Annotated in this window: 11 protein-coding genes; 4 read left to right on the top strand and 7 right to left on the bottom strand. The window is 40.2% G+C overall.

The window, feature by feature from the left end:
* Positions 1-59: 59 nt before the first annotated feature.
* The 7 genes from P7J49_RS10610 to aroA form a co-directional block, all read right to left on the bottom strand.
* Positions 60-1,898, bottom strand: a complete 1,839-nt coding sequence (locus P7J49_RS10610; protein ID WP_408570654.1) for a beta-glucoside-specific PTS transporter subunit IIABC — start codon at positions 1,896-1,898, stop codon at positions 60-62.
* A 140-nt stretch (positions 1,899-2,038) separates the two neighbouring features.
* Entirely contained in the window at positions 2,039-2,926 is an 888-nt protein-coding gene (locus P7J49_RS10605) for a MurR/RpiR family transcriptional regulator (protein ID WP_408570653.1), read from the bottom strand.
* Positions 2,927-3,273: 347 nt separating this feature from the next.
* Complete coding sequence (gene rlmD / locus P7J49_RS10600) at positions 3,274-4,629, bottom strand: 23S rRNA (uracil(1939)-C(5))-methyltransferase RlmD (protein WP_408570652.1); 1,356 nt, start codon at positions 4,627-4,629, stop codon at positions 3,274-3,276.
* Between the two features lie 66 nt (positions 4,630-4,695).
* Positions 4,696-6,018 carry an LCP family protein gene (locus P7J49_RS10595; protein ID WP_408570651.1) on the bottom strand — a complete coding sequence of 441 codons (1,323 nt, stop codon included), beginning with the start codon at positions 6,016-6,018 and terminating at the stop codon, positions 4,696-4,698.
* 11 nt (positions 6,019-6,029) lie between these two features.
* A complete protein-coding gene (gene pheA, locus P7J49_RS10590) occupies positions 6,030-6,857 on the bottom strand; it encodes a prephenate dehydratase (protein WP_002941297.1) in 828 nt (275 codons plus the stop codon).
* Positions 6,848-7,339: a shikimate kinase gene (locus P7J49_RS10585; protein ID WP_408570650.1), complete on the bottom strand. Its 492-nt coding sequence runs from the start codon at positions 7,337-7,339 to the stop codon at positions 6,848-6,850. The genes pheA and P7J49_RS10585 overlap by 10 nt, the downstream gene beginning before the upstream one ends.
* Positions 7,340-7,347: 8 nt before the next feature.
* On the bottom strand, positions 7,348-8,628 hold the full coding sequence (gene aroA, locus P7J49_RS10580; RefSeq protein WP_408570649.1) for a 3-phosphoshikimate 1-carboxyvinyltransferase: 1,281 nt from the start codon (positions 8,626-8,628) through the stop codon (positions 7,348-7,350).
* Between the two features lie 263 nt (positions 8,629-8,891).
* On the opposite strand from aroA, the gene P7J49_RS10575 reads away from it, so the two are divergent.
* Genes P7J49_RS10575 through aroB form a run of 4 tightly spaced genes read left to right on the top strand, consistent with a single transcriptional unit; the run spans position 8,892 to position 12,959 of the window.
* The gene (locus P7J49_RS10575; protein WP_408570648.1) at positions 8,892-9,929 is read left to right on the top strand and encodes a 3-deoxy-7-phosphoheptulonate synthase; all 1,038 of its coding nucleotides are present in this window, start codon (positions 8,892-8,894) and stop codon (positions 9,927-9,929) included.
* Positions 9,930-9,938: 9 nt separating this feature from the next.
* Positions 9,939-10,964, top strand: a complete 1,026-nt coding sequence (locus P7J49_RS10570) for a 3-deoxy-7-phosphoheptulonate synthase (RefSeq protein WP_015646697.1) — start codon at positions 9,939-9,941, stop codon at positions 10,962-10,964.
* Positions 10,965-11,009: 45 nt separating this feature from the next.
* Positions 11,010-11,879, top strand: coding sequence for a shikimate dehydrogenase (locus P7J49_RS10565; protein WP_408570647.1), 870 nt, complete (start codon positions 11,010-11,012; stop codon positions 11,877-11,879).
* A 12-nt stretch (positions 11,880-11,891) separates the two neighbouring features.
* A complete protein-coding gene (aroB, locus tag P7J49_RS10560) occupies positions 11,892-12,959 on the top strand; it encodes a 3-dehydroquinate synthase (protein ID WP_408570646.1) in 1,068 nt (355 codons plus the stop codon).
* The last annotated feature ends 221 nt before the right edge of the window (positions 12,960-13,180 follow it).

The following is a 13,180-nucleotide window of genomic DNA, read 5'->3' as shown; positions in this document are numbered from 1 at the left end:
ACTCCTCTATCTTGATAACTTTTTAAGTAAAGGAGGGATTTCCCTCCTAAAATTTTATATCACAGTAAGTCTCCAGCATAAACATCACCGGAAGTCTTGAGAACAATATTTTTATCTTTGGCATCTGTTATGATGGTCATGATACTGGTATCATAGCCCTTAGATTTTAAAAGTCCTAAATCTACAGTTGCAATTTTTTGACCAGCTTTAACAATTTGGCCCTGTTGTACTAAGGATTTAAATCCTACACCAGATAAATCTACTGTATTAATGCCGATATGGACAAGAACTTCAACACCATCCGAACGTACAATGCCATAAGCATGACCTGTGGGGAAAACCGTAGATAAAATTCCATTAACAGGGGAGACAATATCACCAGAACTTGGTACGAGAGCTACGCCATCACCCATCGCTTTGCTTGCAAAAACCTCATCATTTACTTCTTCAAGAGGAACTAAAACACCATTAGCAACAGCAACAATGGCCTCATCTGAAACGGTTGTTGTAGGTGTTGAAGTTGATATTTTTTCCTTTGGCAAACCAAACATTAATGATGCTACGAAAGAAACAATAAAGGCAATTGCACAACCAATTACAGCATGAATAATAATATTCGGAAATTCTGCACTAAAATAACTTGGAAGTGATAATAATCCTGGAGGTACTTGTGCAAATCGACCAACACCCATAATTCCTAAATATAGTCCCGCAATACCACCACCAATCATCGCTGCATAAAGAGGACGTCTGTACTTGAGGCTAACTCCGTATAGAACTGGCTCTGTAATCCCTAATACTGCTGAGAATCCTGTTGAAAAAGTCAATCCTTTTAGTCCTTTATCATCGGTTTTTAATGCAATGGCAAGGGCTGCTCCACCTTGTGCAATGTTTGAAACCATCATCCCAGGTCCAGCTACTGTATCAATTCCTTTAGTTGCTAACATATTGATTCCTATTGGAATGATTCCGTAATGCATTCCAGTCATAACTAATACTGGTGTAGTTGCTCCTATCAACATCGGAACAAACCATGGAACGATAGTGTTTAAAAACGAAACAATAGAATTTAGACCGTCACCCATCCACGTTCCAATCGGACCAATGAAAAGAAACGTTGTAGGCAAAACTATTAGAAGTGTTACCATAGGTGCGAGAAAAATTCGCAATACAGCAGGGGTGTACTTGACTACTATTGGTTCAACATAGGATAAGAACCAAACTGCCAAAATGATTGGAATTACTGATGAGCTATAGTTCGCTAAAGTAATCGGTAAGCCTAAGAAATTCAATCCAGTTCCTGCTTCTCGTGCTGATGATATCATTGCAACAAATGTAGGACTGATTAAACAAGCACCTACTACCATAGCTAGATATTGGTTTGTATTAAATTTTTTTGCTGCTGAGGCACCCAAAATAACTGGTAAGAAGTAAAAAATCGAGTCTCCAAAAATACTTAAAAACTTGAATGTAGAATCTTCAGGTGTTAACCACCCAAACATTAAACTCAAGGAATTAATAACCTTTATCATCCCTGCCCCAGCCATGACAGGAACAATTGGTACAAACATTCCAGCAACAGTATCTAGAATTCTTGCAATTTTACCTTTTTTATTATCATCAAGAGATACTTCATCACTCGAACTAAAATTAGCCTGTTCATTTATCGCTTTATAGACAGAGGCCACTTCAGGACCAATCACAATTTGATACTGCCCTCCACTTTCAACAACATTGATAACTCCATCTGTGCTATTTAAGTAAGCAGTATCTGCCTTGTTATCATCCTTAAGGTTAAAACGTAATCGTGTTGCACAATGAACTAATGCATTTACATTATCCTCCCCGCCAACTTTTTCTATAATTGTTTTTGCCAACGCTGTATAATCTTTAGCCATGACTCCAACTCCTTTGCATTTGATGTTTAAATTGTAGCCTCATTTACAGAATAATACAACACAAATTAAACCGCTTTCATTGCTGTTGCAAAAGTTCCTGTAATTTATTAAAAAAATCCGCAACACTGTTGCGAATTAAATTACTCTATCCTCCCCTTTAATAGAGGATTATTTGATTTCCGTTTCTTTTCAAACAATCTAGAATAGTTTAATTTTCTCTCATAATGTTTATCAAAATTTCTTTGAAAATATGAAGCATATAAACTATCCAGAATAAAAGAAATTGAGATTAGAGAACTGAAATTACCTAAATTCTCTATTAAACTTTCTCGAGTTGAAATACGAATAACCAAATCAAAAAGTTGTGAAAGACTGTTATCACCAAAAGATGTTAAAACAATGGTCGGTAATTTTCTTTGTGTTAAGACTTCTGCAACTTTTAAGATAGACTCTGTCTCGCCAGAGTAGGAAATTAGAACGAAGCAAGTTTCATTCGAAGCCTGCAAAGCTGTGAAAAAAAGGTTGTCTAATCGACGTTCAATCGTAACCTGCTTTCCAATCTTAATCATTCGATTTTTGAATGTTTCCGCCATCTCATAGGCGTCACCTACGACACCGAACTGAATATTATTTGATTTTTCTAGTATTCGAGTTGCTTTCTGTAATATATCATGATTTAGAAGAGAAAGACTATCATGAACTGTTTCTTGATAGAGACCTGCAATTCTAGAAGCAATGGCTAGGTTTTGATCACGTTTATTAAATGGTTTGTTGGGATCAATATTTTGGAAATTTGTATTCAAATATGCAACTTCTGTTAAATAAGCTTCCTTAAAAGCATTATACCCTTCGAAACCTAACCATTGACAAAATCGAGTGATTGTAGATGGAGCAACAAAAAGTTCCTTAGCAATTGAACGGGAACTTAGGAACTTCAGTTTATATTCAGCTTCTAAGAAATAATTAGCAACATCAATTTCGATTTCAGTCATTTCAGACTGATCCAGTAAACGATCCCTAATTAGCATATCCATTCTCCTTATCAATACTTATACTAAGTATAACATAGGTATCAAAAATTAATATGAAATAGAGTAATTATTTCAAACAACATACACTAACTAATTTGTTTTTGAAAGATTTATAAAATAATACGAGCTGTAATTATCGATAGATAGTGGGTACGTTTCTATTCCCTCAAACTCCTTGTCAATGGAAATAAACACGTACCCATAGGGTAAATGGAAATAGAACTGGATAATTTCTAGCTATCACTTCTACTCACTCCAAAAATTTACTCACTTTAATACTTCCCCACCACATAACAAAAAGCCTTGCAATCAAGGCTTTCATTACCCCTTTCGTTCAAAGGTTTCTAGGCTTTTACGAGCAGAGCGACACACTCGACGTGATGCGTATTCGGAAATAAATCCGTCGGCTGTACCTTCGTCAATTCGTACCCCAATTCCTCATAAAGTTTAATATCACGCGCCATCGTTGCCACATTACAGGAGATATAGACGATTTTCTCTGGTTTTACAGAAGTACTTGCTTTGATAAAACTTTCTGTCAAACCTTTCCGTGGTGGGTCGACAAAAATCACAGTTGGTTTGACTCCATCTGCCACCCATTTTTGCATAGCGGATTCTGCACTATCACAGACATAGGTAACATTATCAATCCCATTTCGAGCAGCATTCTTCTGACTATCAAGGACAGCCTTTTCAACGACTTCTACGCCGTAAACATGCTTGACTTGTTTTGCAAAGGAGAGACCAATTGTCCCAATACCTGAATAGGCATCAATCACGACATCATCTGCCGACAATTCTGCAAAGTCAATGGCAGTCTGATAGAGTTTTTCAGCCATTTCTGTGTTGACTTGATAGAAAGACGGAGCTGAAATCTCAAATTCATTGCCCAACATAGTGTCGACAATGGTCTCACTGCCATGCAAAAGCCGGAATTCTTGTCCAAAAATCGCATTAGTATTCTGATCATTGATATTCTGGATGATAGAAACCAGATTCGGAAACTGGTTCGTCAAACGCTCAATAAGAGTTTCAACACGGAAAATCTTCGGACGAGTCGTAACTAAAACTAGCATCAACTGGCCAGAATAATGACCACGACGTACAACAATATTTCGGATCAGTCCTGTCTGTTCTTTTTCATCGTAAGGCTTCAAGTCTAATTTTCTCAGGAGGTCACGTGTCGCTAGAACCAAGGCATCAATTTCCTTATGTTGAATGTAAAAATCCTCAATCGGAACTAAATCATGTGAATTTTTTCGGAAAAATCCTGTTTCTAACTGCCCATTCACACGACGAACTGGAACAGCTGCCTTATTACGATAAGCAAGAGGATTGTCCATTCCCAACGTATCTGCTACTGCTATTTCTGAAATGCCTGCAATCTTACGTAGACTATTCTCAACTTGTTTTTTCTTAAAAGCTAGTTGGGCTGGATAAGTGAGATGCCCCAAGTCAGCAATACCTGTTCTTAGATAGGTCAAATCCAAGTCCTGATTACGGTCTGGTGAGAAGCTCTGCCATTGCTCCACCTTACCAAAACCAATATTTTTCTTAAGTTTTAAGATGCGCATGGAAATTTTCTCGCCTGGGAGAGCATTGTCTACAAAGAAGACAAAACCATCAATTTTTGCCACACCCTGCCCCTCATGTGTCAAATCTACAACTTCTACTTCGACAATATCGTTTTTCTTTAACATAATTCTACTTTCTATTTTTGGACCACTAAAAAAGTGACCGAAGTCACTTCTAGTATACCATATTTCTTAACGCAGGCCTAACTCAGCCAAGCGCTGCTGGTATTTTTCAAAATCAATACGAAGAGCCATGCCACCATACATATCATAGTCGTCAATCCAGTCTCCATATTCTGGGATTGTAACACGTTCGATACCATTTGCCGCATCCAATAGAAGGCCTGGTCCCTGTAGCCACATAAAGCTTTGTGGCACTGTTGTCGGAGTCATGGCCACAACCTTACCTATAGCTTCGGAGCCAGAGAATAGTTTCATTGGATTTTTAGCTTGTGTCATAACAGCAGATAACACTTCCTGTTGACGTCTCGTACGACCAAAATCACCTTCATCATCCGAACGATAGCGCGCGTAGTTAAGCAAGGTCTTACCATCCATCTGCTGTACACCGACCTGAATCGTTTGATAAGCAGGAGCATTTTCTTCCAGCTGTAAATCATTCGGCACTTCTACTGAGCTAACGACTTCACCATTAATAGTTGAAAACCGTGCATCAATCGTTACGCCCTCAGGGAAAAGTGTATCAATCGTTGTCGCAAAGGTTGCAAAATCCACCATCGCATAGTACTTGATATCAATGTCAAAATTATTCTTCAACACCTTCCGAACTTCTTCAGCCCCTTGCTGATTATCCTGTTCTCCCAAAGTATAGGCAGTATTGAGTTTATATTCATATCCCTCAATATCCACCAAGGTATCCCGCATAAAGCTAACAAGTTTGACTTTGTTATCCGTGTTATTCACATTTAGAACCATGATGGTATCCGTTCGAGTTTCACCTGAGCTTTCGCCAACACGACCATCTGTTCCCAAAATTAAAATATTTGTCCCATTCGATGTATCTACGCCGTTGAAGACCTCAGCTACTGGCTTCTCACTCACGCTATTCATACCTTTGAAGAAATTATAGCCCATCGCTACAATCACTAGCGCTATAGCAAGCAATACGAAACCAATAAAGCGCTTGAAACCACCCTTTTTACGTGCTTTTTTAGGTTTAGGTACTTTCGCTTTGGGCTCGATACGAGGAGACTGAAACCGTTGAGGTTTGGCTTGTCTTGTTTTTCTGGATTTACGTTCAGGATAGCGAGGCAACAATTCCTCTTGCTCATCATCCTCTTCAAAATAATCTTCCTCGAAGTCATCTTCATAAGCCGTTGGTGTGAAGCTACGTAGAGATTGCCTTGGACTTCCATGCCGTTCTCTCAACTCTTTTTTATATAATAGATAATCCAACTCGCGACTTTCTTTGTCATTTAAGTAGTGGATATTTTTTTGCAAATAATCTAACCTCAATTGTTCATGATGGGTTAGGATATTATTGTTTTTATTCATCTGTCTTCATCCTAGCTGGTCATATAGACCAGGTAATTCCCTAGTACTTTATAGGTTATATCTAAACTAGTCAATTCTTTTTGAGAATAGGCTAATAATTCCTCAGACTGATTGTCCAGATCCAGTATGAAAAAATACTCACCCAAAGCCGTTTTCAGGGGTCGGCTTTCTATTTTTGTTAAACTGATTCCTCTCCATGAGAAAACAGACATGGCCTTATACAAGGCTCCTGGCAGGTTATCTGGCAATGTCAGTGCAAGACTGACTTTTTTAGCTACTTGTTCCAGGGCAATAGACGGAGCTTTATCCCCCAAAATCCAAAAACGTGTAAAATTCTCGCTGATTTCCTGAATGTCTTGCGCAATTACTTCCAGTCCATATTCAACTGCTGCCGCTTGCGGAGCAATTGCCGCGAATGGTTGTTCAGGGTGTTCTGCCACAAAGCGAGCAGCATAGGCTGTACTAGCTGTTATTTCAATACGAGCCTGAGGAAAATGTTCCTGAATATATTTCTTCCCCTGAGCAATTGCCTGCGGATGAGAATAGATAACCTCTACAGCCTTATCGGCACTCGTGGCTAACAGTTGTTGGGCAATCGGTTGAACAATCTCTGCAACCGCATGAATCTCCGCCTGATGAAAGAGATAGTCAATCGTTTCATGAACACTACCTTCAATCGAGTTCTCTACTGGAATAACGGAATAGGTAACTTCCCCCGTTTCGTAGGCCTTGATAACCTCTGTAATCGTCTCAAAAGCCTGCAAATCCGCAGTCGGAAAGGCCTGCTGGGCCACTTGATGTGTAAAAGAACCACGAGGTCCTAGATAGGCTACTTGCATAAAATTTTCCTTGCTACTTGTTCTGGATTCAGTTTATCTGTATCGATTACAGTATCGGCTAAACCTTGATAAAGTGCCATTCGTTCACGATAGAGGGCTTCAAACTCTTCCTTACTGTACTGTAAAAAGAGAGGTCTTTGCGACTGTCTATCCTTACGAATTCTCTGATAGGAAACGTCAAAGGAGGCAGTAAGAAGTACATTGTCCTCCCTATTTGCCAACAGCAATTCCCTGTTTACTTCAGATTTAATCACACCACCACCAGTTGACACGATACAATTACTAGGTAAGTCCAGCAATTCTTTCAGTACCTCTGTCTCCAGTTGTCTAAACGAAGCCTCTCCTTCAAGACGGAAATAGTCAGCAATAGGCATACCAATCCGTTCTTCAATGATATGGTCCATATCGTAAACGGGGAGATTTAACAAATGTGCTGTTGTTGTTTTTCCAACTCCCATAAATCCAAGTAAAACGATTGGCATACGTTCTCCTAATCCATCAAACTATTTAAGTGTTCAAAGAAGGCAGGATAGCTAGTATTGATAGCTTCTGCTCTTTCCAATACAACTTCTCCATCTTTGGCCAACAAGGCAGCAATGGCAGTCATCATACCGATACGGTGGTCACCAAATGTATTGATTTCAGCACCATGTAAAGCAGTTGGTCCGTGAATAATCATACCATCTTCTGTTGGTTCAATAGTTGCTCCCATACTATTTAGAGCATCTGCAACAACCTGAATACGATCCGTTTCTTTGACTTTCAACTCCTCAGCATCACGAATAATCGTTGTTCCATGTGCTTGAGTCGCTAGTAAGGTAATAATTGGCAACTCATCAATCAAACGAGGTATCAATTCGCCTGCAATCTCCGTAGCCTTCAATTCCGACGTTTCAACTGTAATGGTAGCTGATTTTGCAAGTTCATCTATGTTTGAAAGAGTCATTTTTCCGCCCATAGCTTTAATAACATCTAGAATACCAGTCCGAGTTTCATTGATTCCCACATTTTCAAGGACAATTTTTGAACCTGGTACGATTAAGCCAGCAACCAACCAAAAAGCAGCACTTGAAATATCTCCTGGAACTGTAATCTCTTGGGCAATAAACTGCTGACCACCTTGGATGCGGATTTCCTTGCCATTGACTTCTAACTGTCCACCAAACTGGACAATCATATCTTCTGTATGGTTTCGAGTCAATTCTTTTTCTACGATGACCGACTCTCCCTCAGCCTGCAAGGCAGCAAAAATCAGAGCTGATTTTACTTGGGCAGAGGCTACAGGGAGTTGGTAGCGAATTGGTTTTAAATTCTTATTCCCTTTGATGGTCAACGGAGGTAGATCACGTTCAGTTTGTCCAGAAATCTCTACTCCCATTTGACTGAGTGGAATAGTCACTCGGTCCATGGGACGTTTGGACAAGGAATCATCACCAAACATAGTCGCCTCAAAGTCTTGACCAGCCAAAACGCCTGAAATCAAACGAATCGAGGTTCCAGAATTTCCCATATCCAAATCATTTTTTGGTGCTTGAAGACCATCAAAATCAACACCGTGGACTTCAACAATATCACCATTGTCTTCAATTTTTACACCCAAATCACGAAAGACCTGCATGGTTGACAAGACATCTTCTCCACGCAAAATATCGTGGACACGGGTAACACCTTTTGCAAGGGAACCAAAAATAATAGAACGATGACTGATTGATTTATCACCTGGGACACGAATCACACCCTGTAGTTTTTCTACGTTTTTTCTTAATTTCATATCCTTACCTCAAACTAGTATTACTTCCATTCTATCATATTTATTAAATATTTTCTGATTTTTATGACAATGACTTGCAAAAAATCAATTTCCATTACATTTTTATCCAAAGTGTATGAATCAAAAATCGCTAACCTATTGTAAGTAAAATTTCTTAAATTTTCTTTATATAAAATATTCAGAATTTACTGTAAATTTTACACAAAATCATGAATATTGGTTTTAAATTCTTAAAAATAATGGTATAATTGAGAAATCTATAAATGAAAGAGGGAGACCTATTGTTTACACCAATCAGCGAAAAAATTGATATTAATCAAGTACGAGAACATTCAAAACTTTCTCCAGAAACACTTACTAAAAAACAAGCTCGTGACCGTGAACTTGAAGCCATCTTAAAAGGAGAAGATGATCGTCTTCTCCTAGTAATTGGACCATGTTCTTCTGACAATGAAGAGGCTGTCTTAGATTATGCTCACCGCTTGGCCAAGCTCCAAGAAGAGGTCAAAGATAAAATTTTCATGGTCATGCGGGTCTACACTGCCAAGCCACGTACCAATGGTGATGGTTATAAAGGACTCATGCACCAACCAGATACAGATGCTGCACCAAGCCTCATCAACGGAATCAAAGCAGTTCGTAACCTCCACTATCGTGTCATTACGGAAACAGGTTTAACTACTGCTGACGAGATGCTCTACCCTGAAAATCTGCCTTTGGTTGATGACTTGGTTTCCTACATCGCTATCGGAGCTCGTTCGGTTGAAAATCAGCAGCACCGTTTTGTAGCGTCAGGCATCGATGTTCCAACAGGCTTGAAAAATCCAACATCTGGCAACCTCAAAGTCATGTTCAACGGTCTTTTTGCTGCTCAGAAGAAGCAATCCTTCCTCTTCAACAATACTGAAGTTGAAACATCTGGCAACCCACTTGCTCACGTTATTCTTCGTGGCGCAGTCAATGAAAATGGTAAATACCTACCAAACTATTACTATGACAATCTTCTAGAAACCATTGACCTCTATGACCAATTTGGTTTGAAAAATCCATTCATCATCATCGATACCAACCATGACAATTCTGGGAAAAATTATTTGGAACAAATCCGTATCGTCCGTCAAACCTTAATCAACCGTGAGTGGAACGAAGCCATTCGTAACTACGTTCGCGGATTTATGATTGAATCCTACATTGAAGACGGTCGCCAAGACAATCCAGATGTCTATGGAAAATCCATCACAGACCCTTGCTTAGGCTGGGAAAAAACACAAGAACTCATCCGAGAAATTTACAACAGATAGGAAGATATTATGGGAATTCACAAACGTAGCACCAGTTTAGACATCGATAAAGTAAAGGAACTTTCCAAGTTAGAAGGAGAATTTCTAGCTGCAAAAAATCAGCGCGATGAAGAACTGAAAAGAATTATCCGAGGCGAAGATGACCGTCTGCTCTTGGTTATAGGCCCTTGCTCATCAGATAATGAAGAGGCCGTTCTAGAATATGCACGTCGTCTCTCTAAGCTTCAAGAGGAAGTCAAAGATAAAATCTTCATGGTCATGCGGGTTTACACAGCTAAGCCACGTACCAATGGGGAAGGCTATAAAGGACTGGTTCATCAGCCAGATACCTCTAAATTACCAGACCTCATTAACGGTATCGCTGCCGTTCGTAATTTGCATTACCGTGTCATTACTGAGACCGGACTCACAACTGCTGATGAAATGCTCTACTCTGCCAACTACCCTCTTGTGGAAGACTTGGTGTCCTACCATGCTATCGGAGCACGTTCGGTTGAAGACCAAGAACATAGATTTGTTGCATCAGGTGTCGATATGCCAACTGGTATGAAAAACCCAACTTCTGGTAATTTGACCGTTATGTTCAATGGTATCTACGCCGCACAAAACAAACAGAACTTTATTTACCGTGATGCAGAAGTTGATACAGATGGCAACCCTCTAGCTCATGCTATCCTTCGTGGTGCCAATACTGAAAAGGGCGGTTATGAGCCAAACTACTACTATGATATTCTCTTGAAAACCATCAAACAGTATGAACAATTTGGGCTAAAAAATCCATTTATCGTAATTGATACCAACCACGACAATTCTGGTAAAAACTACCTGGAGCAAATCCGTATCGTCCGTCAAACCCTCATCAACCGAGCTTGGAACGAATCCATTCGCAAATATGTCCGTGGTTTCATGATTGAATCCTACTTAGAAGACGGCCGTCAAGATAGCCCTGAGGTATTCGGCAAATCCATTACCGACCCTTGCTTAGGCTGGGAAAAAACGGAAGCTCTGATTCGTGAAATTCATCAAACCGTCTAATTCTTTCCTTAATTTTTTATACGATAAATAATTTGGAGGTAAGCTATGAACATTGATGGTTACACTCGTCTTGCTGCCGTAGTTGCAAAGCCAATCAAACACTCCATCTCCCCCTTCATTCATAATCTGGCTTTTAAGGAAACAGGTGTAAATGGTGTCTATGTCGCTTGGGAAATTCCTGAGGAAGATTTGGCTGTAACGCTTGAAAATATCAAACGATATGATATGTTTGGTATCAACCTGTCCATGCCCTATAAGCAGGCTGTCATCCCTTATCTCGATAGCCTGACTGACTCTGCTCGCTTGATTGGCGCTGTCAATACCGTCATTCATCAGGATGGCTTACTAATCGGTCACAACACCGATGGAATTGGATTTTTCAAGAGTTTGGAAAGACTAAAAGACTTTCAAGTTAAGAACAAGCGACTAACCATCCTAGGTGGTGGTGGTGCTTCTACTGCTATCATAGCTCAGGCTACATTGGATGGTGCAAAGGAAATTACCATTTTCTGCCGTCAACAAAGCTTGGAAAGAACACAGGCGAGTCTTACACCTATTGCTCAAGCAACTGGAGTTCCCATGCAGGTCCTAGCGCTTGAAGATAGCCAATTACTACAGGAACATATCACCAACTCCGACTTACTAGTCAACGGAACCAGTGTAGGCATGGATGGGTATTCTCAACCTGTTCCGTCTACCATTCGCTTTCCCGAAAATCTTTTGGTTGCGGATGTGATTTATCAACCATTCGAAACACCTTTAATGAAGCATGCCCAGTCACAAGGCAACCCTACTATTAACGGTTTGGGCATGCTCCTTTTCCAAGCGGCTGAAGCCTTCCAAACCTGGACTGGAAAAGAAATGCCGACTGACTTGATTTGGGACCAATTAGTCCAGAAATACGACATCAAATAGAGAGGAAATCTGATGAAACTGACCGTCAATCTTCCCAACACTCCCTACGACATCCTTATCCAAAGAGGAAGTTTAGCACAGACAGGTACATGGGTCAAAGAACTTTGGAAACCTCAGAAAATCGCCATTATCACAGATGATCTTGTTGGTTCCCTTTATGCTACCACCGTTCAAACTAGTCTGGAAACCGCTGGCTTTGAAACCATTGTCTTTGCATTTCCAGAAGGCGAAGCCTCAAAAAATCTTGACACTGTCAATCAAGCCTACGAATTTCTCGTAAAAAATGGCATGACACGCAGTGACGGAATCATTGCTCTCGGCGGGGGAGTCGTTGGTGATTTGGCAGGTTTTGTCGCTTCTACCTATATGCGTGGTATCCATTTCCTACAAATCCCAACCAGCCTAACTGCCCAAGTCGATTCTTCTATCGGGGGAAAAACTGGCGTGAACACCCCATTTGCCAAAAATATGGTGGGGACCTTCTGCCAACCAGACGGCGTTCTCATCGACCCTGATACCCTCAAAACCCTCGGCAAACGAGAATTGATTGAAGGAATGGGCGAGGTTGTCAAATATGGCTTAATAGATGATGTGGAGCTCTGGGAAACCCTAGACCAATTAGACGGCTCTGTCGAGAGCATTCTGGAGCATGCTGACTATATCATCTACCACTCCTGTGAAGTCAAACGCAAGGTTGTTGTCGAAGATGAATTAGACAACGGTGTCAGACTCTACCTCAACTTCGGTCACACGATTGGACATGCTATTGAAGCGACCGCTGGCTACGGACAGGTCATGCACGGTGAAGCTGTTGCCATCGGTATGGTACAAATCTCACGCGCAGCTGAGAAAAAAAGACTGATGCCAGCTGGTATGACAGAAAAGATTATCGCCATGTGTGAAAAATTCGGCTTACCGACTACACACCAGCCTTGGAATGTAGATGAATTATACGCCGCCCTAACTCACGATAAAAAAGCGCGAGGCAAGTCAATCAAACTTGTCATCGTACCACAATTAGGACAGGCAGCCATCCATCAAATTCCAATGGAAGAAATGTTGGAGTTTCTACAACTATAAGAAAAAGACTACTGATTTCATGCAAGTCAGTAGTCTTATTTTTTGTATAGTCTTTCAGTTTGCTTTTAGTACTAGGCAACGAGTTGAAGACAGTACTGGAGTACGGCAAAACGAGTTAACGACGTAATAAAAGATAAACTGAACGACTGATATGTAAAGCCCTTTGTCAAGTAAAAACAATCGAACTGATTAAAAAATGAAAAGTATCTAGAAAGAGCCTA

The organism is Streptococcus suis (genome assembly GCF_046032515.1).
Lineage (GTDB): Bacteria > Bacillota > Bacilli > Lactobacillales > Streptococcaceae > Streptococcus > Streptococcus suis_AL.
The sequence above is the reverse complement of the archived record's forward strand: the minus strand, read 5'-3'. Positions and strand labels throughout refer to the sequence as shown.